Consider the following 20,756-nt stretch of genomic DNA (forward strand, 5'->3'; position numbering starts at 1 on the left):
GGTGGGCACGCGGCTGAGCTCCGCGGGCTGCGTGCTGCGTTCTGCGTGCGGCGGATCAGGCGACCGCGGTCGCCAGCCGTGTCGTGCGGCGTGCCGCGAGCGCCGTCGCCACGAGCGCGAACACGACGACGGCGGCGCTGACGACGCCGTACGCGGGCAGGTCGACCACGGGCGGCCCGCCGAGCACGCCGGCGCTCACGCCGACCACCGCAGGGACCACGGCCAGGGTGCCGACGACCCACGCCGTGACCCCCGTGATCGCCGCCTCGACCGTGGTCATGGCCAGGAGCTGGCGGCGGGTCGTGCCGGTGCGGTGCAGCAGCGCGAGCTCGTCGCGGCGGGCGACCGTGGTCATCGCGAGCGTGCTCGCGGCGCCGACCGCCACGACGGCGAGCAGCAGGAGCAGCAGCGCGGTCCCGATGTCGTTCTCGCCGCCGGCCGAGCGCATCGCCGTGGCAGCGTACGTCGTCGCGTCGGCCGCGGTCGCGCCCGCGGCGGCGATCGCCGCGGTGGCGTCCGCCAGGTCCGCGCCGGGGGTGAGGTCGACGAGCACGGTGTCGGCCAGCACGGGCAGCCCGTGGGCCTCGGCAGTCGCGGGGCCGGTGATCAGGTCGCCCACCCCCAGCCCGCGGGAGAACACCGCGACGACGGTCGCGTCGACGACGTCCTGCCCGAGCCGGAGCGCGAGTGTCTCGCCCGGACGAGTGCCGCTCGTGAAGGCCGTGTCGGTGCTCACGGCCACGGTGTCCGGGGTGACGAGGCCGGCGAGCGAGCCGTCGACGACGTCCGGGTCGAGCGCCGTGGTGCCCGGCGGGACGACGCGCAGCGCCGTCGCCTCCCACGCCAGGGCGCCGTCGATGTCGTCGTCGGTCCGCAGCTGTGCCGGCACGGTCGCGAGCGGGACTGCCGACGCGACGCCGGGCACCCCGGCGACCTGCGCCGTCAGGTCCTGTGCTGCGCCCTCGGGAGGTGCCGCGCCCTCGGGGGGCGTCACGACGAGGTCGGCGGCGACCGAGGCGACGAGCTCCTCCTGGGCGGCGGTCGTGATCGCCCGGTTGACGCTCGTCTGGACCGTCGCCGCGGCGACCACCAGGGCGAGCGGCACGACGACGGTGGTCAGCCGCCGCGAGAAGCCGCGCACGTTGCGAACGGCGAGCACCGTCGCCGGACGTCCGCCGGACGGGTGGACCCGCGCGAGGCGGTCGAACAGCCAGCCGACCAGGACGGGGCCGGCGAGCGCGACGGCCCCGACCAGCGCGAACGCGGAGAGCGACGCCGTGGCGCTCCCCAGGGTGCCCGGGATCCACAGGCTCGAGAACGCCAGGGCCAGGCCACCGAGAGTCATGGCCAGGGCGGTCAGCCGCCGGGCGGTCCCGACCTCACGGTCCTCGACGGCGCTCAGCTGGAGCGCCTCGGTCGGTGCGGTCCGCGCGGCCTCGCGGGCGCCGAGCCGGCCGACGGGCACCGCGGTCACCACGATCAGCGCGACGGCCACGAGGACGGGCAGCGGCGACAGGGACGACGTGAAGCCCGGCGCGACCATCCCGCCGCGCACGAGCAGGGGGTCGAGGAGCCGGGCGCCGAACAGTCCCGCGAGCGCACCCAGCGGCGCGGCGACGAGCGAGACCACCGCGACCTCGAGCGTGACCGTGCGCCGCACCTGCGCCGGCGTCGCGCCGACCGCGCGCAGCAGCGCGAGCTCCCGGCGGCGTCCGCGCAGCGCGAGGGTCACGGTCGCGGCGACGACCATCACCACGACGACGAGCAGCGTCCCGGCGTAGGAGGACGCGAGGGACACGAGGAGGCCGCCCGAGGTCGGGTCCGCGGCGGCCTGCGTGCGCAGGCCCGACTCGGCCAGCACCCCGGTCACGGCGAGGACCGCCGCGGCGACGGCGAGGACGACGGCGGTGCCGGCGAAGGCCCCGCGGTGGGCGCGGACGCCCGAGGAGGCGAGCTGCCACACGGTGCTCACCGGCCCGTCGTGAGGAGGCGGGCGGTGACCTGCTCGGCGGTGGGATGCTCGAGCTGGTCGACGACGAGCCCGTCCGCGAGGACGACAACGCGCTCCGCAGCGGCCGCGACGCCCGCGTCGTGGGTGACGACGACCACGGTCTGCCCGAGCTCCCGGGCGGAGTCCCGCAGCACCTGGAGCACCGCGGCCCCGGTCCGGGAGTCCAGCGCACCCGTCGGCTCGTCGGCGAACACGACGGCGGGCCGCGTGACGAGCGCCCGGGCGATCGCGACCCGCTGGGCCTGCCCGCCGGACAGCTCGCCCGGCAGCCGGTCCATGAGGTGCGGCACGCCGAGGAAGTCGAGCAGGGCGGCCTCCCACGCCGCGTCGACCGGACGGCCGGCGAGCACGAGCGGCAGGCGGACGTTCTCGCGGGCCGTCAGGTGACCGATGAGGTTGTAGGACTGGAAGACGAAGCCCACGTGCTCCCGGCGGAACCGGGTGAGGTCGTCGGGCCGCAGCGTCGTGAGGTCGTGCCCGCCGACGACGACGGCGCCGCGGCTGGGCGTGTCGAGCCCCGCCGCGCAGTTCAGCAGCGTCGACTTGCCCGAGCCGGACTGCCCGACGACGGCCGTCACGGAGCCCGCGAGCAGCTCGAGGGACACCCCGCGCAGCGCGTGGACGGGCTCGCGGCCCGGGTAGGTCTTGTGCAGGTCGACGAGGCGGACGGCGGTGGCCGTCGCCTCGGCCGTGGTCGGTGCGGACATGAGGTGCTCCCGGGGTTCGAGGTCGAGGTGCCGCTCTCGAACCTAGGAACGCGGAGGGGTGCCCATCGAGCCTCGGAGGGACGCCCTGCGCGGGTCCATCCTTCGATGCAGGCGCGGTGCGCGATGCTGTCCGGCACGGAGCCGAGCGAGGAGCAGCGCGTGGGTGTCGAGGAGTGGGTGCTGACGGGGGCGCGGGTCGCGCGGACCTCGCCGGACGGGGTGCGCGTGAGCCGGCCGGCGGACCAGCCGGTCGACGTGCACGTGCGCGACGGGCGGGTCGTCGCCGTCGGGCCCGACGCCGCGCGGGGCGCCGGGGCGCGGGCCGAGCGGGTCGACCTCGGGGGCCGCGTCGTCGTCCCCGGGCTGTGGGACGCGCACACGCACATGGACCAGTGGGCGCTGTTCCGGCGGCGCCTCGACGTCTCGGGTGCGACGTCCGCCGCCGACGCCGCGCGGCTCGTGACGGAGCGGCTCGCGCGCGGCGACGCCGACGAGGTGCTCGTCGGGATGGGCTTCCGCGACGGGCTGTGGCCGGACCTCCCCGACGCCGCGCTGCTCGACGAGGCCGCCGCGCGCGCCGGGCGTCCCGGCGCCGCCGTCGTGCTCGTCTCGGGCGACGTGCACTGCGCGTGGCTGAGCACCGCGGCGCTCGCCCGGTACGGCGTCCCGTGGCGGGCGGACGGGGTGCTGCGCGAGCACGAGTGGTTCGCGGTGAGCGCGCGCGTCAACGTCGTCGCACCGCGGCTGCTCGACGCGTGGGTCGACGAGTCGGCGCGGGCCGCGGCCGCGCGTGGGGTCGTCGGGGTCGTCGACCTCGAGCTGAGCGACCTGCTGACCGCGTGGCGCCGGCGCATCGCGGGCGGCGCCCGGTCGCTGCGCGTCTCCGCGGGCGTCTGGCCCGACCACCTCGACCGTCCGCTCGCCGAGGAGCTGCGCACGGGCGACGTCGTGCCCGGGCAGGGCGACGCGGCGCTGCTCACGATGGGCCCGCTCAAGGTCATCACCGACGGCTCGCTCAACACGCGCACCGCCTACTGCCACGACCCGTACCCCGGCCTGACCGGCCCGGACGCGCGCGGCGTGCTGTCGGTGCCGCCCGGCGAGCTCGTGCCGCTCATGGCGCACGCGCACCGGCACGGCCTGCGCTCCGCGATCCACGCGATCGGCGACGCCGCGAACACGCACGCGCTCGACGCGTTCGCGGCGTCGGGCGCGCGCGGCAGCATCGAGCACGCGCAGCTCCTCGACGCCGGGGACGTCGCGCGGTTCGCCGAGCTCGGCGTCGTCGCGTCGGTGCAGCCCGAGCACGCGATGGACGACCGTGACGTCGCCGACCACTACTGGGCCGGGCGCACCGGGCGGGCGTTCGTGCTGCGCGCGCTCGTCGACGCGGGCGTGCGCCTGACGCTCGGCTCGGACGCGCCCGTCGCGCCCCTCGACCCGTGGCAGGCGATCGGGTCGGCCGTCGACCGGGCTCGCGACGGACGCGAGCCGTGGCACCCGGAGCAGGCGGTCGACCTCGACGTCGCCCTCGGCGCCTCGGTGCGCTCGCGCGTCGAGGCGGGCCAGGTCGCGGACCTCGCGGTGCTCGACGCCGACCCGTGGGCCGCGGCGGCGGACCTGCGCGGCACGCCGGTCGCGGCGACGATGCTCGCGGGCGGCTGGACGGCGTCACAGCTCTAGGCCACTACCCTCGGGTCGCGCCGCACGGGTGGTCCCCGCCGCCCTGACCTCGACGCAGCTCCGCCCGACGCACGCTTCGCCCGACGCACGCTCCGCCCGACGCACGCTCCGCCCGGCTCACCCGCCCCCGACGCGCGCCGTCCCGCACCGGCCCAGCGCCGCCCGCCCCTGGAGGTCCGCATGAAGGTCGCCGTCGCCGGAGGCACCGGCCTGCTCGGCCGTCTCGTCGTCGAGGCCCTGACCGCGCGCGGCGACGCGCCCGTCGTGCTCGCGCGCTCGCGCGGCGTCGACCTGACGACCGGGCGCGGGCTCGACGCGGCCCTGGCCGGCGCGGACGCGGTGATCGACGTCAGCAACGTGACGACCACGAGCCGGCGCACGGCGGAGCGGTTCTTCGACGCGGCGACGCGGCACCTGCTCGACTCCGCGCAGCGCGCGGGCGTGCGGCACCTCGTCGCGGTCTCGATCGTCGGCGTCGACACCGTGGACTTCGGCTACTACCTCGGCAAACGCCGGCAGGAGCAGCTCGTCGCCGCGGGCCCGGTGCCGTGGACGGTCCTGCGCGCGACGCAGTTCCACGAGTTCGCCGAGCAGCTCGTCGAGCGCGGTGTGGGGCCGGTCGTCGTGGTGCCGCGCATGGCGAGCCGGCCCGTGGCGGCCCGGGAGGTCGCGGAGCACCTCGTCACGCTCGTGCACGGCGAGCCGCAGGGCCTCGCCCGGCCGATGGCCGGCCCCGAGGACCTCGACATGGTCGGTCTCGTCCGGCGCGTGCTCGCGGCGCGGGGGCAGCGCCGTCTCGTCGTCCCGCTGCGCTTGCCGGGCGCGACGGGAGCCGCGATGGCGGGCGGCGCGCTCGTGCCCCGGGGCGACCACGTGCGCGGGACGGTCACGTTCGCGGAGCACCTCGCGGGCACGACGCGCTGAGCGGCGAGGGTCGGCCGGTGCCCACCGTCGGGCCGCGGCCCTGCGCTGCGCCGCGGTGCGCGCCGTGGCCGGCGCTCGCGGTCAGCCGGTGCCGGCCGTGCCGGCCGCGTCCTCCTGGATCATCACGTCGGACGCGTGGACGCACATCATCCGCAGCGCCCCCGTCCCGGTGTTGACGAACCGGTGCCACACCCCCGGGCCGACGACCGCGCAGTCGCCCGGGTGCGCGACGACGGTCGTGTCCCCGCGCGTGATCGTGGCCTCGCCGTCGAGCACGACCCACGTCTCGCTGTACGGGTGCCGGTGCAGCGAGGGGCCCTGCCCGGGGTCGTTGTCGACGAAGAAGTAGGACACGCCCGAGCCGTGCGCGCGCCCTTCGAAGCGGGCGGTGCGCGACCCCGGGAGGCGCAGGTCGGCGACGCGGACGACGGCCGGGACGGTGGTCATGCGGCGCTCCTCTCAGGCTCGCCGGACAGCCACCGGCGGCTGCCCCCAGCGTGCCAGCGGGCACCCACGCGCCGGTAGGTCCGCGCACGCCGACGCGTCCGACCGCCGACGAGGGGGGCGGCGCGGGCTACCCGACCGACCCGGCCGCGCGGTAGACGACGACGAACAGACTCGCGACCACGGCGGTGCCGAGGGATGCCACGAGCACCGGCACTGCACCCCGAACCCGCCGCGCCAGCATCCCCACGAGCAGCGCGATCGCCCCGACACCGAGCACGACCCAGTACGCGGCACCGGTCGTCCCGACCACGACCGTCAGCCCGTAGACCGCCTCCCCGACGCCGACGCCCGCGAGCGCCGCGGTGCCGAGCGCGGCCCGCAGCCCACGCTCCCGCAGCCACGCGGCCGCGACGCCGACGACCGGCCCGACGACGAGCCCGACGACGCCGAAGAACGTCGGGTCGTAGAACAGCCCGCGCAGGTGCGCGCCCGCGCTGTACCCGAGCACGAGCAGCACGAAGCTCGCGGCGCCGAGCACCGCGGCGGTCCGGGTCCGGGCGCGGGACCACAGCACGAGCAGCGCGGTCAGCACCGTCCAGCCGCTCGCCGAGTTCGCGAACGGGGCGGCGGCGTCGGGCAGCACGCCCTGGGCCGTCACCGTGAGCACGCCGAGCGCGGCGCTCGCGAGCGGCACGGCGGTGAGGCGCGCCCAGCCGGGCCGCTGCTCGGGCGGCACCGGGGGAGCGACGGGAGCGGCGGCGGCGGTCGGAGGCACGCGTCGACCGTAGGCGGCGCCGCACCGGGCGCGCGTCCGCCCTCCGTCGGGCGTCCGGGCTCGCACGTCCACCCGTGGGTGCAGGTCCGTGCCGGAGCGGAGGCGGACGGCGCGCGACCGGCGTACAACGGAGTCACCCCGCCACATCGACGACGATCGGCAGGCTCCGATGCGCAGGTTCTCCGTGCCGTCCCGCTCTCTCGCTGCCCCCGTGACCGCCGCCGTCTCCGCGGCGGTCCTCGCTGCGGGGCTCGCGCTCGCCGGTCCGGCGGGCGCGGTCACCGACCCGGGGTCCCTCGACGCGCCCCTCGGTGGCCTGGGCGGCACGGGCGGCGGTTCCGGCGGCGGCCCGGGCGGCGGCTCCGGAGGCGCGCACCGCGCGGTGCGGTCGACGCCGTACACGAACCCGGTGAGCGGCGGCTTCGCGGACACGTACGCCGACCCCGCGGTGATCCGCGGCAAGGACGGCTGGTGGTACGCGTACGGCACGACGGACCCGCTGCGCGAGGGCGAGGGCGTGCGGCACCTGCTGCCGATCTCGCGGTCCTCGGACCTCGTGAGCTGGGAGTACGTCGGGGACGCGTTCACCGAGGACACCCGCCCGGCGTGGGCCGACGCCGAGCGCGACGCGGCGCTGTGGGCGCCCGACATCCGCTACGTCGACGGCGAGTACCGGCTCTACTACGTCGTCACGGACACCACGACCGGCCCGGACGACCCCGGGGAGCCGAACGACAACGCGATCGGCGTCGCGACCGCCCCGACCCCGGTGGGCCCGTGGACCGACTCCGGCGACCCGGTCGTCGACCCCCGTCGCGGGGCGGGGGCGTCCGAGGACTTCCTGTGGACGTTCGACCCGCACCACGTCGTCGGCCCGGACGGCACCGAGCACCTGTTCTACGGCTCGTACTACGGCGGGATCTGGGTCACCGAGCTCGGCGAGGGCGGCACGGAGGCCGTCGGGGAGCCCGTGCAGGTCGCGATCGACAACAAGTACGAGGGCGCGTACGTGGTCCAGCGCGACGGCTGGTGGTACCTGTTCGCGTCGTCGGCCAACTGCTGCACGGGCCCGACGACGGGGTACAGCGTGCACGTCGGGCGGTCGCGGGACCTGACCGGGCCGTACGTGGACCGGGAGGGCGTGCGGATGGACGAGTCGCGGGCCGGCGGCACACCGGTGCTCGCCCCGAACGGGAACCGCTGGGTCGGCACCGGGCACAACGCGGTCGTCACGGACCTCGCGGGTCAGGACTGGGTCGTCTACCACGCGATCGACCGTGCGGACCCCTACCTCGACGGGACCGACGGCATCAACGAGCGGCCCATGCTGATCGACCGGCTCGACTGGGTCGACGGCTGGCCGACCGCGCGGGCGGGCGCGTGGGCGTCCGAGGACCGCCAGCGCGGACCCGTCACGGGCCAGGTCACGGGGTTCGACGACGGCATCCCGCGCACGTGGACGGCGGTGGGCCGCTGGACGACCGGGTCCGACGACGACGCGGGGGGCCACGCGGTGTCCGGCGCGCCGGGCCGCACGGGGGCGGGCGCGCTCGTCACCCACCGGCCCCTCGGCAACGGCGACGGCGTCCGTGTCGAGGCGGACCTGCGGGCCGACCCCGGCGTGACCGCCGCGCACGGGCTCGTCGCCGGGTACCGGACGCGCGGCGGCGCCGGGCGGCTCGAACGGCTCACCGACAACCCCGACGCCCCGCGCGGCCCGGTCGACCAGGTCAGCGCCGCGATCGACCCGGCGACCCGCGAGCTCGTCGTCGAGGCGACCGTGCGCGGCCGCCCCGTCGCGCGCGCCGCCGCACCCCTGCCCGCGGACCTCGACCTCACGACGTGGCACTCCGCCGTGCTGACGGTGCGCGGGGGCGTCGCCCGCGCCGAGCTCACGCACGCGCGCCTCGGCGACCCGCTCGCCGTCGTCACGCTCGAGCTCCCGCGCGGCGCAGGTGCGCCGGGTGCCGCCGGGGCGTTCGCCGCCGGCGCGGGCGTGCACGTCGACAACCTCAGCGCCCTCCCGGCGGCGCGCCCGGTCACGCGCACCGTGCCGCTCGCGCGGCCGGGGGACCTCCTGCTGGAGGACGAGTTCGACGGCGACGCGCTCGACCCGGCGTGGACGGTGCTGCGCTCGCCCGAGGTCACCGTGGCCGGCGGCGTCCTGCGCTGGCCCACCGAGGCGGGCGACCTCAGTGGCGCCGCGAACGACGCCGGGGTGCTCCTGCGCGACGCGCCCGACGGGGACTGGGTCGCGGAGACCCGCCTGACGATCGACCTGGGCACCGACGAGATCCGCAACTACCAGCAGGGCGGGATCGTCGCGTACGTGGACGACGACCGGTGGGCGCGGCTCTCGCACGTCGCGATCTGGAACACCCGGCAGACGGAGTTCGGCACCGAGCAGCCGTACGCGGGGCGGCTGCAGTACGGCGGGACGATCGTCGGGCCGCCCGCCGAGACCACGTGGCTGCGCCTCGCGCACCGCACCGACGACGCGGGCGAGCACGAGGTGCAGGCGTTCACGTCGACCGACGGGCGCACGTGGGTCGCGGGCGGCGTGTGGACGTTCCCGGCGGGCTCGGAGCTGTCGATCGGGCTCGTCTCGCACGGCGGCGTCGGGGCGACCGCGGAGTTCGACTACCTGCGGGTCTTCGAGCGCGCGGGCCGGAGCTGACGCCGGCGCACGACCCTCGGCGCCGCCCGGGTCGGCGCGCCGCCCGGGTCAGCGCGCGGCGGCGACCAGCTCGTGCACCGTCGCGACGTCGTACGGCGCCGCCCCGCGCCCGCGGCGGTGGGCGTCGCGCGCCGCCGCCTGCACGGCGTCGTTGACCGGTGTCGCGACGCCGTGCAGGCGCCCGAGCAGCGCGATCTCCCCGTTGAGCCAGTCGACCTCGATGCCGTCGGTGCCGCGGGCGAGGCTCTGCCACGTCGAGCTGCCACCGCGCGGGCCGGCGCCGACGGGTCGCACCTGCACCGCGTCGCCCCGGCGCTCCTGCTCCTGCTCGGGCGTCGAGAAGTCGATCCCCGCGGCGGTCAGCACGGACCGGCCCTCCGCGCGCAGCTCGTCGAGCAGCTCGCGGGTCCCGGACGCTCCGCCGACGAGCGCGTCGAGCCCGTTCCCGAGGTTGCTCAGCAGCTTGCCGTACTTCCACCGCATGACCTCGGCGTCCTCGACGGCCCTGAACCGGCTCCCGCCGAGGTCGGCGACGAGCCGCGCGGTCACGTCGTCGAGCGCCCCGGGCACGCGCCCGACGGTGAGGAAGCCCGAGTACGGGTGCCCCTCGGCCTGGACGGTGCCGGGCGTCAGGTAGGACGCGGGCAGCCACACGCACACCCCGTACACGCGCCGGAACACCCGCAGCGCGGCGTGCTCGTTCGCGACGCCGTTCTGCGCGGTCACGAACGGCAGCCGGTGCGCCGCAGGTGCCCCGGAGGTGCCGACCGGCGCGTCCGCCCACGCGTCGAGCACGCTGCGGGTGTCCTGCGACTTGACGGCGGAGACCAGCACGTCGTCGTCGGTCAGCCTGAGCTCGTCGGGGCCGCCGACGGCGGGGACGGGCAGCGTCGACGAGCCGTCGGGCGTCTCCAGGACCAGCCCGCGGTCCCGGATCGCGTCGAGGTGCGCGCCGCGCGCCACGAGGACCACGTCGTGCCCGGCCTCGAAGAGCCTCCCGCCGAGGGTCCCACCGACCGCGCCCGCACCGATCACGACGTATCTCATGCGGGGGATCGTAGGTCGGGACGCGCCGGGGTGCTGTGTCGTAGCGTCGGGTGGGACGCGCCGGACCGCGGGCGCGGACCCACGCGCGCCGGCCCGGACGCGCGGCCGACGCAGGGGGAGACGTCACGTGACCGAGCCCGGACGCACGTCCGACGGCACCGCCGCCCTGCTCGCCGACGCGCAGGCCCTCGGCCCCGGGCTGACGGCGCTGCGCCACGACCTGCACCGGGTTCCGGAGATCGGCCTGCACCTGCCGATCACGCAGGCGCGGGTGCTCGCCGCACTCGACGGACTGGGCCTCGAGGTCACGACCGGCACCGGCCTGTCCTCGGTCGTCGCGGTGCTGCGGGGCGCCCGCCCCGGCCCCGCGGTGCTGCTGCGCGGCGACATGGACGCGCTGCCCGTGACCGAGGAGTCGGGCGAGCCGTTCACGAGCGAGCACCCCGGCGTGATGCACGCGTGCGGCCACGACCAGCACGTCACGGGGCTCGTCGGCGCCGCCCGGCTGCTCGCCGCCCGGCGCGAGGAGATCGCCGGCTCGGTCGTGCTCATGTTCCAGCCCGGCGAGGAGGGCGACCACGGCGCCCGGCTCATGATCGAGGAGGGCGTGCTCGACGCCGCCGGCGAGCGCGTCGTCGCCGCGTACGGGCTGCACGTGGTCTCGTCGATGCTCCCGACAGGGCTGGTGACGAGCCGTCCGGGTCCGGCGATGGCCGCCGCCGACCAGATGTTCGTGACCGTGCGCGGGCGCGGCGGCCACGGGTCGTCGCCGCACCGAGCCGCCGACCCGGTGACGGTCGCCGCGGAGATCGTGCTCGCGTTCCAGACGGCAGTGACCCGTCAGTTCGACGCGCACGACCCGGTCGTCGTGACCGTCGGCCGGATCGCCGCGGGGACGACCGACAACGTCATCCCGGAGACCGCCGAGCTCGCCGCGACGATCCGCACGTTCTCGGAGCGGCACCACGCCGAGATCCCCGAGCGGCTCACGCGCGTCGCCGAGCACGTCGCGCTCGCGCACGGCCTGACCGCCGAGGTCGACTACGTGCGCGGCTACCCGGTCACGGTCAACGACGCCCACGAGGTCGAGCGTGCGGCCCGCGTGACGCGGTCGCTCAGCGGCGACGCCGGGTACGTCACCGCGGACCGGCCGGTCTCGGGCGCCGAGGACTTCTCCTACGTGCTGCAGCAGGTCCCCGGCGCGTTCGTGTTCCTGGGCGCGACCTCGGCCGGCGCCGACCCCGCGACCGCCCCGTACAACCACGCGGCCGGCGCCCGGTTCGACGACTCGGTCCTGCCGCTCGCGTCGGCCCTGCTCGCCGGGCTCGCGCTCGACCGGCTCGCGGAGGGCTGAGCGCGGCCCGTGCGCTGCGTCCGCGACGATGGACCCATGCGTGCCGTCGTCGTCGAGGAGTTCGGTCGGGTCCCCGTCGTCCGGGAGGTGCCCGAGCCGGTCTGCGCGCCGCACGGGGTGGTCCTGCGCGTCGAGGCGACGGGCGTGTGCCGGTCGGACTGGCACGGGTGGCAGGGGCACGACGACGGCATCACCCTCCCGCACGTCCCCGGGCACGAGCTCGCGGGCACGGTCGTCGAGGCCGGCGCCGACGTGCGGCGCTGGGCTGTGGGCGGCCGGGTCACCGTGCCGTTCGTGTGCGCGTGCGGGGACTGCCCGGCGTGCGCCGCGGGCGAGCACCAGGTGTGCGAGCGCCAGACGCAGCCCGGCTTCACGCACGACGGGTCGTTCGCCGAGCGGGTCGCGCTCGACCACGCCGACGTCAACCTCGTCGCGCTCCCGCCGGGCCTGTCGGCGGTCACCGCGGCAGGGCTGGGCTGCCGGTTCGCGACGGCGTACCGGGCGCTCACGGTGCACGGCCGGCCGGGCGCGGGGGAGTGGGTCGCCGTGCACGGGTGCGGCGGCGTGGGGCTTTCCGCGGTGATGGTCGCGGCGTCGCTCGGGGCGCGGGTCGTCGCGGTCGACGTGTCCCCGGCGGCCCGGGCGGCGGCGCTCGACCTCGGCGCGGAGCACGCGCTCGACGCGTCGGGCCTCGCGCCGGCCGACGTCGCCGCCGCCGTCCACGAGACCACGGGCGGCGGCGCCCACGTCTCGCTCGACGCGCTCGGCAGCGCCGCGACCGCCGCCGCGTCGCTGCTCGGCCTGCGCCGCCGGGGTCGGCACGTGCAGGTCGGGCTCCTGCTCGGCGCCGACGCCGACCCTGCGCTGCCGATGGGCCGCGTCGTCGCGTGGGAGCTCGAGGTCTACGGCAGCCACGGCATGGCCGCGCACGAGTACCCGGCCATGCTCGCGCGCATCGCCGACGGGACGCTGCGCCCGGACCGGCTCGTCGGCCCGGTCGTGACGCTCGACGACGCCCCGGCGGCGCTCGCGGCGATGAGCGGCCCGGCGACGTCGGTGGGGATGACGGTCGTCGTTCCGTGAGCGCCGGGGACGTGCCGGTGCCGCGATCGCCACGTCGACGCCGGTGCCCGGCCCAACGCTCGCCCGGCCGTCCCCGCCGCGCACGGCGCCTTGCGAGGCCTTGCCTCATAGGTCGCTGCGCGATATATATCGTGCATGGCGAAACGGATGTCCGAGCAGTCGTACCTCGTGCTCCTCGCGCTCGCCGAGGAGCCGCGGCACGGGTACGGCGTCGTCCAGGCCGTGCTCGCGCTCTCCGGCGGCGACGTGCGGCTCGGCGCCGGCACGCTCTACGGGATCCTCGACCGGCTCGTCGCCGCCGGGCAGGCGGAGGCGTCGGGGGAGGTCGTCGTCGACGGTCGCCTGCGGCGGTACTACCGGCTGACCGACGCGGGCCACGAGGCGCTCACCGCCGAGACCGCGCGCCTGCGCGACCTCGCCCGCCGCGCCCAGCGGGTCCTCACCGCGGCTCCGCGACCGGCGCTGGGGCAGGCATGAGCACGCGCCGGCGCGTACCGAGCGCTGCCGGGGGCCGCGGGAGCGCGGTGCCCACCGCCTCGCCGAGAGCCGCGCCGGGTGCCGCGGTCGAGCAGCTGCCGTCGTTCGAGCGGTCCGTCCGGCGCTGGCTGCACGCCTACCCCCGGCGGTGGCGCCGTGCGCGGGCCGCCGAGGTCACCGCGGTGCTCGCCGACCTGGCGGGACCGGCAGCCCGCCACCTCGACGCCCGCACCGCCCTCGGCCTCGTCGGCGCCGGGCTCGCGACCCGCTGGCGCGAGCACCCGCCGCCGCGCGTGTACCTCGCGTACCGGCTCGCGGGGCGTCACCCCGGTCCGGCGTGGGACGGGTGGCTCCGCGACGACGTCGACGGCCGGCTCTACCCCGCACGGCTCGCGCTCACCGAGGGCCTGGTCGCCGCCGTCGCCTACCCGTCCGTCGAGCGGCTCTACCCCGTCGCGGCGCCGCCGCTCCCGGGGACGACCGTCACGCCGACCGTCGCGGGCGACGTCCCGGGTGCCGCGCCGGCGGCGTCCGTCGAGGACCGCGCGTGAGCGCCCCGGACCGGTTCGCCCGCTCCGCCGCGCTCTGGCTGCGCGCCTACCCCCGGCGCTGGCGCACCGCGCGCGCGGACGAGGTGACCGACGTCCTGCGCGACCTCGCCGCGCCCGGCGCCGTGCGCGTGGACTCCCGCGCTGCCCTGAGCCTCGTGCGGTCGGGCTGGTCGACGCGCTGGCGTGAGCACCCTCCGCTCGGTGCGTGGCTGCGGTACCGGCTCCTGCGGGAGCGGCTCCCTCGGCAGTACCGCGGGTGGGTGCGCGACGACGTCGACGGGCGGTGGTTCCCCGTGCGGATGTTCTCGCCGGTCATGCCGCTGTGGGGGCTGCCCGTCTACGTGGCGCTGCTCGACCCGTCCGACGGTGAGGGCTGGGTGCGGCTCGCCGTGCCCGCGCTGCTGCACACTGCCGTCGCAGCGCTGCTGTGGCGCACCGCGCGGCGCACCGGCCGGCGGCTCTATCTCGCACGTCGCCCCGCCGTGCCGAGGGGTGAACGCCGCGACGGCCCCGCGCGCAGCACTCGGTAGGCTGGCCCCGCCCCCACCGCCGCGAAAAACCTGGAGCCACCCGTGGGACGAGTCGTCGTCGATGTGATGCCGAAGCCCGAGATCCTGGACCCGCAGGGCAAGGCCGTCGCCGGTGCCCTGCCGCGGCTCGGCTTCGCGCAGTTCACCAGCGTCCGCCAGGGCAAGCGCTTCGAGCTCGAGTTCGAGGGGCCGGTGACCGACGAGGTGCTGGCCGCCGCGCGCGAAGCCGGTGAGCACGTGCTGTCCAACCCCGTGATTGAGGACGTCGTCGCGGTCTACGCGGAGGACGCCGCGCAGGTGACCGCGTGACGCGCGTCGGTGTCGTGACCTTCCCGGGCACGCTCGACGACCGGGATGCCGCGCGCGCGGTGCGCCTGGCCGGCGGCGAGCCGGTGGCGCTGTGGCACGCGGACGAGGACCTGCACGAGGTCGACGCGGTCGTCCTGCCGGGCGGGTTCTCCTACGGCGACTACCTCCGTGCGGGCGCGATCAGCCGCTTCGCGCCCGTGATGGGGTCGGTCGTCGACGCCGCGAACGGCGGGATGCCCGTGCTCGGGATCTGCAACGGCTTCCAGGTCCTCACGGAGGCGCACCTGCTGCCCGGCTCGATGATCAAGAACGACCACCTGCACTTCCTGTGCCGCGAGCAGGTCCTCAGCGTCGAGAACGCCGAGACGTCCTGGACCCGCGACTACGCCGCCGGCGAGCGCATCACGATCCCGCTCAAGAACCAGGACGGGCAGTACGTCGCCGACGAGCGGACGCTCGACGAGCTCGAGGGCGAGGGCCGCGTCGTCTTCCGCTACGAGGACGGCAACCCGAACGGCTCGCGCCGCGGCATCGCGGGGATCTCGAACGCGAAGGGCAACATCGTCGGCCTCATGCCGCACCCCGAGCACGCGGTCGAGGCCGGCTTCGGTCCCGACGGTGCGAACGGCCCGCGCAGCGGCACCGACGGGCTGCGCTTCTTCACGTCCGTGCTCCACGCGCTGGTCGGATGACGCTCGCGGGCACCCGTACGGAGCTGACGACGTCCTTCGTCGACTGGGCGGACCTCGACGGCTCACGGCTGCGCGCCAAGCAGCAGGCGGACCTCGCCGCGCGCTACGGCGAGGACGACTTCGGCCCCGAGATGACGGCCGAGGGCGTCGTCGCGATGCTGCTCGTGCGCGACGACGGCGAGGCGGTCGCGTGCGGCGCGCTGCGTGACGTCTCCGCTGAGCACGGCCCGCAGACCCTCGAGATCAAGCGCGTGTTCGTGGTGCCGACGCACCGGGGGCGCGGCCTGTCCCGGCTCGTCATGGCGGAGCTCGAGGCGCGCGCGCGTGCGCTCGGGTTCCGGCGTCTCATCCTCGAGACGGGCGTGATGCAGCCCGAGGCCATCGGCCTGTACCTGGCCCTCGGCTACCTCCCCATCGAGAACTACAGCGAGTGGAAGGACGAGCCGGGGTCCCGCTGCTTCGGCAAGGCCCTGGTGCCCGACGACGGCGGTGCGGAGACGGACGTCCCGCGCGACGAGCCGCCCGCGGACGTCCCGGTCCGGCGACGCCCCGAGGTGACGCTGCGCTTCGTCGACTGGGACGACGCCGACGCCGTCGCGCTGCGCGTCGCGATGTACGAGCGCACCAACGCCCGGCTCTACCCGGCGCTCCGCGAGCACGTCGAGCGGCGCGGGGGCTTCGCGGTGGACGACGCCGCGCAGGGCGAGGGTGCGCTGACCACGGTGCTCGCCGAGATCGACGGCGTGCCGGTCGGCTGCGCGACGCTCCGGGCCGCCCGCGACGGGTACCCCGAGGGGTCGGGCGAGCTCAAGAAGGTGTTCGTCGACGAGTCGGCCCGCGGCGCCGGCGTCGCGCGCACGATGCTGCAGGCGATCGAGGACGCCGCCCGGGCGCACCGGCTCACCCAGGTCGTGCTCATGACCGGCTACCGGCAGCCCGAGGCCGTCCGCCTGTACGTGTCGAGCGGGTACCGCCCGATCCTGCCGCTCGCGCCGCACGAGCGGATCAACCCGCACGGCCTCTGGTTCGCCAAGCACCTCGGTCGACGGTGCGTTCCGCCGATCGGCTGACGGTCGGGCGACCGAAGGTGGATGTGGCCGCGACCGCGCGGCTCCTAGCGTCGAGGTCATGACCGCGGACCGCTCGGACCACGTACCCACGACGCCGTCGGGCACGGTCCCTGCGGCGACCGTGCGGTCGCTCGCCCCCGACCTCGCCCGCGGCATGCTCCTGCTGTTCATCGCCTCCGCGAACGTCTGGGGCTACCTGTGGACCAGCGCGGCCGAGGTGTCGCGGTACGGCATGCGCCCGGTCGGCGGCTCGTCGGTCGACCTCGCGGTGGACGGCGTCGTGGCGTTCTTCGTCGACGACCGCTCGCGGCCGATGTTCGCGATCCTCTACGGCTTCGGGCTCGCGACGATGGCGGCCCGGCTCGCGGCCCGCGGCGCCGACCCGCGTCAGGTCCGGCGCGTGATCGCGCGGCGCAGCCGCTGGCTCGTCGTCTTCGGCGTCGTGCACGCCGTCCTGCTGTTCGCGGGCGACATCCTCGCGCCCTACGGCGTGACCGGCCTGATCGCGCTCGCCTTCCTGCAACGGTCGCGCACCGTGCTGCTGTGGTGGTTCTGCGGGGCGTCGCTCGTCGCCACCGCGGGCGGCGCCTTCGTCCTGACGTTCCTGCACGGGTCCTGGGGCACGGGCGAGATCCCGGCGCCGGACTACCTCACCTCCGCCGTCGAGCGCCTGTTCGCCTCGCTCGCGATCACCACGATCGCGGGGCTGCTGCTGTTCTTCGTCCCGCAGGTGGTCCTCGGGATCCTGCTCGCACGCGCCGGCTGGCTCGCGCGGCCGTGGGAGCACCGCCGGGTGCTCGGGCACGTCGTCGTCGTCGCCCTCGTGGTCAACCTCGTCGGGAACCTGCCGTTCGCGCTGGCCGTCGCTCAGGTCTGGACGCCGGCCGACGGCGCGACCGGGCTGACCGTCGAGCTCGCGCACTACCTGTCCGGGGTCGTGATGGGGCTGGGGTACGTGTGCCTGTTCGCGTGGGTGGCGGCGGTGCTGCGGGACCGTCCGCGGCGCGGGGTCGTGTCCGCGGTGGCGGCGGTGGGGGAGCGGTCGTTGACGTCCTACCTGCTGCAGTCGGTGATGTTCGCGCCGCTGCTCAGCGCGTGGGGGCTCGGGCTGGGTGGGCGGATCGGGACGGCGCAGGCGGCGGTGCTCGCGGTCGGGGTGTGGCTGGTGACGGTGGTGATCGCGGTGGCGATGCACCGGGCCGGGCGTCGGGGGCCGTTCGAGGTGCTGCTGCGGCGCCTCACCTACGGGCGCGGCGGGTCCGCCGTCGCGGTGCCGGTGCGCGCCGCGGCGCACCTGCCGCCGGGCGGGCCGGCGGCCCCACCGGTGACGGCCGGCGTGGGCGACCCGTGGACCTCGCCGGTTCCGGCGACCCGCCCGGCGGGACCCGAGGGACCCGCCACCCCGCGCGGGTGACTTCGCCGACCGGATGCCGGGACGGGGTAGGCAGCCCCGTCCCGGCGCCGTACGATCGCCGGGTGTTCCTGATGCAGACGTGTTGTCGCTGAGCTGACGACCCCGCGCGCCCGCGGCCACCGGCCCCCGCTGCGCACCTGCTGCACCGCACCCCAGGACACCCCCCATGTCTCAGCTCGTCCTCGACCGTCTCCTCACGGACATGTCGACCCCCTCCGCCCTCGACGGCGCCCCTGCCCTCGACGGTCCCCGTGCCGCCGGGCCCGGCCCTGCCGCTGACACCGCTGCACCCGTGCGCCGCGGTCCGAGCGCCCGCGCCGACCTCGGCACCGCGGCCGACGGTGCCCGCCACGTGACCGTCGCCGTCGCCGCCCCGGCGGCCACCCGCCCCCACGCCGGCGACCCGGTCGCCTTCCGCCCCACGTCCGGGGTGGGCCTCGCGCTCGCCGCCGCACGTGCCGACGCGGTGCACCTGTCCTTCTCGGCCCAGGTCCCGACCGTCGCCGCGATGGCGAAGCTTGTCGGCCGGCTCGAGGACGAGATCGCCGCGGTCGGCCGCGAGCGCGCCGGCGTGCGCATCGTGCTCGACCTCGACGTGCTGCCGACCGCGGACGCCGCCGTCGCGCGTCGCAAGCGCTCCTACCTCGAGCACCTCGACGCGCTCGCCGGTCTTACGTGGGCGCCCTCGGCCACGCGCGTCGTCGCACCGGCGGAGGCGGTCGTCGGGACGGCCGTGGACCTCGCCCGGCAGGTCGGCGCGGACGGCGTCGTGCTCGTGCCGCTCGCGGACGGGCCGGGCGTGGACCACCTGCGCGCCCTCGCGCCGGTCGCCTGACGCTCACGCCGCCGCCCGGCCGGCGCGCTGCGGACGACGCAGGGCCGGACGGGGACCTGCGTGCGCGGCGCTCGCGTCCGGTCGGCCTCGTGCCCGGTCGGCCCGGCGTCCGGACGCGGACGCCAGGCCGCCCCACGGCTCGCCCAGGAGACCCACGGCTCGTCCACGCCGACCCACGGCTCGCCGAGGAGCGGAGCGGACGGGTCAGCCCGCGAGCGGCTCCAGCGCCTGCGCGAGGTCCTCGACCAGGTCCTCGACGTCCTCGAGCCCGACCGACAGCCGCACGGTCGCCTCGCCGATCCCGACCTTCGCGCGGCCCTCAGCACCGAGCTTGCGGTGCGTCGTCGTCGCGGGGTGCGTCGCGATCGACTTGGCGTCGCCGAGGTTGTTCGAGATGTCGACGATCCGCAGCGCGTCGAGCACGCCGAACGTGACCTTCTTGGAGTCGTCGACGGACGCGCCCTCGGGGACGGCCAGGTCGAGCGTCACCACGGTCCCGCCGCCGCTCTGCTGGCGCAGCGCGAGCTCGTGCTGCGGGTGCGAGGGCAGGTACGGGTAGCGCACGGACGCGACGCCGGGGTGCTGCTCGAGCCACGTCGCGACGCGCAGCGCCGACGCCGTCTGGTGGCGCACGCGCAGCGACAGCGTCTCGAGGCCCTTGAGCAGGACCCATGCGTTGAACGGGCTGAGCGACGGGCCCGTGTTGCGGATGAGCGTCTGCACGGGGCCGTGCACGTACTCCTCGGAGCCGAGGATCGCCCCGCCGAGCACCCGGCCCTGGCCGTCGATGTGCTTGGTCGCGGAGTAGACGAGCACGTCGGCGCCGTGCTCGAGCGGCCGTGACAGGACGGGCGTCGCGAAGACGTTGTCGACGACCACGACGGCGCCCGCGTCGTGCGCGAGGCGGCTCACCGCGGCGATGTCGACGAGGTCCTGCATGGGGTTGGACGGCGTCTCGAAGAACACGACGTCGGTCGGGGTCGCGAGCGCCTCCTCCCACTGGGCGAGCACGTGCCCGTCGACGTAGTCGGTGGTGACGCCCCACCGCGCCAGGATGTCGTCGAGGATCACCACGGTCGACCCGAAGAGGGCCCGCGACGCGACGACGCGCGAGCCGGTGCTCACGAGCGCGGCGAGGGCCGTGAACACCGCGGACATGCCGGTCGCGGTGGCGTACGCCGCCTCGGCCCCGTCGAGCAGGCGCAGCCGCTCCTCGAACGTCGAGACCGTCGGGTTGGAGTAGCGCGAGTACAGGAACCGGTCGACGTCGCCGGCGAACGCCGACTCGGCCTCGCCGGCCGACCCGTACACGTACCCCTGGGTCAGGAACAGCGCCTCCGACGTCTCGCCGAACTCGGTGCGCACGAGCCCGCCGCGCACCGCGAGCGTGTCGGGGCGCAGGGTGCTGCGGTCGACCGAGCGGTCGTCCCAGTCGAACGGTCCGGGCGTGCGGCGGGCGCTCACCGCTGCCGCCAGGGGAGCCCGGCCGCGCGCCAGCCGGTCGCCCCGCGCTGCCCGTCCGGGCCGACGCCGCCCTCGAACCCGTCGAGCACGTTGTACGCGGGGCCGAGGCCCGCGGCGGTGGCGAGCTTCGCGGCGCCGACCGACCGGACGCCCGAGCGGCACAGGAAGACGACGGGCCGCTCGTCGCCGGGTTCGAGGCCGCTCGTGCGCAGCTCGTCGACGAACGCCGGGTTGGGCCGGCCGGTGCCGTCGACCCACTGCACGAACGCCGCGGGGCGCCCGGTGGTGGACGTGTCGGGGACGCCGATCGCCGTCCACTCGCCGTCGGTGCGGACGTCGACGAGCAGCGCGCGCTCGTCGTGCTCCAGCAGGTCCCACGCCTGCTGCGGGGTCAGGTCACCCGCGTAGCCGCCGGTGCTCATGCGGGGAGCACCTGGGCGCGCGGCGTGGGGAACGCGCCGGTCGCCGGGGTCGCGTCGGGCAGGACGACCGCCTGCGCGACGACCACCCGGGTGCCGTCGAACGTCGCGGCGGGGCCCCCGTGCAGCACGTAGCCCTCGTCGAGCGCGGCGCTGACGCGCTCGCAGAAGCTGCGGTCGTCGGGCCCGGTCAGGAGCCGGTAGCGCAGGCGCTCGGGCTCGGGGGTGCTGGGCCCGGGCTCGCCGGTGCCGCCGGTCCCGGTCGTCGGGTCGGGTGCGTCGCTCAT

Annotated in this window: 21 protein-coding genes; 13 read left to right on the top strand and 8 right to left on the bottom strand. The window is 76.7% G+C overall.

Annotated features, from left to right (window positions below; translation table 11 throughout):
* Positions 1–55 precede the first annotated feature (55 nt).
* Both ACWFNE_RS14260 and ACWFNE_RS14265 read right to left on the bottom strand, forming a co-directional pair.
* The gene (locus ACWFNE_RS14260; RefSeq protein WP_452123082.1) at positions 56–1,972 is read right to left on the bottom strand and encodes an FtsX-like permease family protein; all 1,917 of its coding nucleotides are present in this window, start codon (positions 1,970–1,972) and stop codon (positions 56–58) included.
* Entirely contained in the window at positions 1,969–2,718 is a 750-nt protein-coding gene (locus tag ACWFNE_RS14265; protein ID WP_452123083.1) for an ABC transporter ATP-binding protein, read from the bottom strand. Before ACWFNE_RS14265 ends, ACWFNE_RS14260 begins: the two co-directional genes overlap by 4 nt.
* A 123-nt stretch (positions 2,719–2,841) precedes the next feature.
* Here ACWFNE_RS14265 and ACWFNE_RS14270 point away from each other — a divergent pair, with 123 nt between their 5' ends.
* Together ACWFNE_RS14270 and ACWFNE_RS14275 are read left to right on the top strand one after the other, a co-directional pair.
* Entirely contained in the window at positions 2,842–4,401 is a 1,560-nt protein-coding gene (locus ACWFNE_RS14270) for an amidohydrolase (protein WP_452123084.1), read from the top strand.
* 180 nt (positions 4,402–4,581) lie between these two features.
* The gene (locus ACWFNE_RS14275) at positions 4,582–5,325 is read left to right on the top strand and encodes an SDR family oxidoreductase (RefSeq protein WP_452123085.1); all 744 of its coding nucleotides are present in this window, start codon (positions 4,582–4,584) and stop codon (positions 5,323–5,325) included.
* Between the two features lie 81 nt (positions 5,326–5,406).
* On the opposite strand, the gene ACWFNE_RS14280 is transcribed toward ACWFNE_RS14275, so the two are convergent.
* Complete coding sequence (locus ACWFNE_RS14280) at positions 5,407–5,772, bottom strand: cupin domain-containing protein (RefSeq protein ID WP_452123086.1); 366 nt, start codon at positions 5,770–5,772, stop codon at positions 5,407–5,409.
* Between the two features lie 127 nt (positions 5,773–5,899).
* Positions 5,900–6,547, bottom strand: coding sequence for a DUF6518 family protein (locus ACWFNE_RS14285; protein ID WP_452123087.1), 648 nt, complete (start codon positions 6,545–6,547; stop codon positions 5,900–5,902).
* A 211-nt stretch (positions 6,548–6,758) separates the two neighbouring features.
* Here ACWFNE_RS14285 and ACWFNE_RS14290 point away from each other — a divergent pair, with 211 nt between their 5' ends.
* Positions 6,759–9,224: a family 43 glycosylhydrolase gene (locus ACWFNE_RS14290; RefSeq protein WP_452123088.1), complete on the top strand. Its 2,466-nt coding sequence runs from the start codon at positions 6,759–6,761 to the stop codon at positions 9,222–9,224.
* Positions 9,225–9,272: 48 nt separating this feature from the next.
* On the opposite strand, the gene ACWFNE_RS14295 is transcribed toward ACWFNE_RS14290, so the two are convergent.
* Positions 9,273–10,271, bottom strand: coding sequence for a ketopantoate reductase family protein (locus tag ACWFNE_RS14295; protein WP_452123089.1), 999 nt, complete (start codon positions 10,269–10,271; stop codon positions 9,273–9,275).
* A gap of 127 nt (positions 10,272–10,398) precedes the next feature.
* On the opposite strand from ACWFNE_RS14295, the gene ACWFNE_RS14300 reads away from it, so the two are divergent.
* The 10 genes from ACWFNE_RS14300 to ACWFNE_RS14345 all read left to right on the top strand — a co-directional run bounded on the left by ACWFNE_RS14300 (position 10,399) and on the right by ACWFNE_RS14345 (position 18,586).
* Complete coding sequence (locus ACWFNE_RS14300; RefSeq protein ID WP_452123090.1) at positions 10,399–11,625, top strand: M20 metallopeptidase family protein; 1,227 nt, start codon at positions 10,399–10,401, stop codon at positions 11,623–11,625.
* A gap of 36 nt (positions 11,626–11,661) precedes the next feature.
* Positions 11,662–12,708 carry a zinc-dependent alcohol dehydrogenase family protein gene (locus ACWFNE_RS14305; protein WP_452123091.1) on the top strand — a complete coding sequence of 349 codons (1,047 nt, stop codon included), beginning with the start codon at positions 11,662–11,664 and terminating at the stop codon, positions 12,706–12,708.
* Positions 12,709–12,843: 135 nt separating this feature from the next.
* Complete coding sequence (locus ACWFNE_RS14310; RefSeq protein WP_452123092.1) at positions 12,844–13,185, top strand: PadR family transcriptional regulator; 342 nt, start codon at positions 12,844–12,846, stop codon at positions 13,183–13,185.
* 47 nt (positions 13,186–13,232) lie between these two features.
* Positions 13,233–13,736, top strand: a complete 504-nt coding sequence (locus tag ACWFNE_RS14315) for a hypothetical protein (protein WP_452123093.1) — start codon at positions 13,233–13,235, stop codon at positions 13,734–13,736.
* Entirely contained in the window at positions 13,733–14,266 is a 534-nt protein-coding gene (locus ACWFNE_RS14320; RefSeq protein ID WP_452123094.1) for a hypothetical protein, read from the top strand. The genes ACWFNE_RS14315 and ACWFNE_RS14320 overlap by 4 nt, the downstream gene beginning before the upstream one ends.
* 42 nt (positions 14,267–14,308) lie before the next feature.
* Positions 14,309–14,575, top strand: a complete 267-nt coding sequence (gene purS, locus ACWFNE_RS14325; protein WP_141372194.1) for a phosphoribosylformylglycinamidine synthase subunit PurS — start codon at positions 14,309–14,311, stop codon at positions 14,573–14,575.
* Positions 14,572–15,267 (top strand): phosphoribosylformylglycinamidine synthase subunit PurQ, encoded by a 696-nt coding sequence (gene purQ / locus ACWFNE_RS14330; protein ID WP_452123095.1) that lies wholly within the window; start codon positions 14,572–14,574, stop codon positions 15,265–15,267. The genes purS and purQ overlap by 4 nt, the downstream gene beginning before the upstream one ends.
* Positions 15,264–16,337 (top strand): GNAT family N-acetyltransferase, encoded by a 1,074-nt coding sequence (locus ACWFNE_RS14335; protein ID WP_452123096.1) that lies wholly within the window; start codon positions 15,264–15,266, stop codon positions 16,335–16,337. The genes purQ and ACWFNE_RS14335 overlap by 4 nt, the downstream gene beginning before the upstream one ends.
* A gap of 58 nt (positions 16,338–16,395) precedes the next feature.
* Entirely contained in the window at positions 16,396–17,751 is a 1,356-nt protein-coding gene (locus tag ACWFNE_RS14340) for a DUF418 domain-containing protein (protein ID WP_452123097.1), read from the top strand.
* Between the two features lie 166 nt (positions 17,752–17,917).
* Entirely contained in the window at positions 17,918–18,586 is a 669-nt protein-coding gene (locus ACWFNE_RS14345; protein ID WP_452123098.1) for a hypothetical protein, read from the top strand.
* A 204-nt stretch (positions 18,587–18,790) separates the two neighbouring features.
* Here the strand turns inward: ACWFNE_RS14345 and ACWFNE_RS14350 are convergent, their stop codons facing one another.
* From ACWFNE_RS14350 to ACWFNE_RS14360, 3 genes are read right to left on the bottom strand one after another with little or no spacing between them, the layout of a single operon-like run.
* Positions 18,791–20,050 carry an O-succinylhomoserine sulfhydrylase gene (locus ACWFNE_RS14350; RefSeq protein ID WP_452123099.1) on the bottom strand — a complete coding sequence of 420 codons (1,260 nt, stop codon included), beginning with the start codon at positions 20,048–20,050 and terminating at the stop codon, positions 18,791–18,793.
* Positions 20,047–20,472: a rhodanese-like domain-containing protein gene (locus ACWFNE_RS14355; protein WP_452123100.1), complete on the bottom strand. Its 426-nt coding sequence runs from the start codon at positions 20,470–20,472 to the stop codon at positions 20,047–20,049. Before ACWFNE_RS14355 ends, ACWFNE_RS14350 begins: the two co-directional genes overlap by 4 nt.
* The gene (locus ACWFNE_RS14360; RefSeq protein ID WP_452123101.1) at positions 20,469–20,756 is read right to left on the bottom strand and encodes a DUF1737 domain-containing protein; all 288 of its coding nucleotides are present in this window, start codon (positions 20,754–20,756) and stop codon (positions 20,469–20,471) included. The genes ACWFNE_RS14355 and ACWFNE_RS14360 overlap by 4 nt, the downstream gene beginning before the upstream one ends.

Source organism: Cellulomonas sp. NPDC055163, assembly GCF_053607065.1.

Bases quoted from the DNA above. Each gene is read 5' to 3' on its own strand.
- ACWFNE_RS14265 (WP_452123083.1), bottom strand. From the start codon at position 2,718: ATGTCCGCACCGACCACGGCCGAGGCGACGGCCACCGCCGTCCGCCTC.
- ACWFNE_RS14270 (WP_452123084.1), top strand. From the start codon at position 2,842: ATGCTGTCCGGCACGGAGCCGAGCGAGGAGCAGCGCGTGGGTGTCGAG.
- ACWFNE_RS14275 (WP_452123085.1), top strand. From the start codon at position 4,582: ATGAAGGTCGCCGTCGCCGGAGGCACCGGCCTGCTCGGCCGTCTCGTC.
- ACWFNE_RS14280 (WP_452123086.1), bottom strand. From the start codon at position 5,772: ATGACCACCGTCCCGGCCGTCGTCCGCGTCGCCGACCTGCGCCTCCCG.
- ACWFNE_RS14295 (WP_452123089.1), bottom strand. From the start codon at position 10,271: ATGAGATACGTCGTGATCGGTGCGGGCGCGGTCGGTGGGACCCTCGGC.
- ACWFNE_RS14305 (WP_452123091.1), top strand. From the start codon at position 11,662: ATGCGTGCCGTCGTCGTCGAGGAGTTCGGTCGGGTCCCCGTCGTCCGG.
- ACWFNE_RS14310 (WP_452123092.1), top strand. From the start codon at position 12,844: ATGGCGAAACGGATGTCCGAGCAGTCGTACCTCGTGCTCCTCGCGCTC.
- ACWFNE_RS14335 (WP_452123096.1), top strand. From the start codon at position 15,264: ATGACGCTCGCGGGCACCCGTACGGAGCTGACGACGTCCTTCGTCGAC.
- ACWFNE_RS14340 (WP_452123097.1), top strand. From the start codon at position 16,396: ATGACCGCGGACCGCTCGGACCACGTACCCACGACGCCGTCGGGCACG.
- ACWFNE_RS14345 (WP_452123098.1), top strand. From the start codon at position 17,918: ATGTCTCAGCTCGTCCTCGACCGTCTCCTCACGGACATGTCGACCCCC.
- ACWFNE_RS14355 (WP_452123100.1), bottom strand. From the start codon at position 20,472: ATGAGCACCGGCGGCTACGCGGGTGACCTGACCCCGCAGCAGGCGTGG.
- ACWFNE_RS14360 (WP_452123101.1), bottom strand. From the start codon at position 20,756: ATGAGCGACGCACCCGACCCGACGACCGGGACCGGCGGCACCGGCGAG.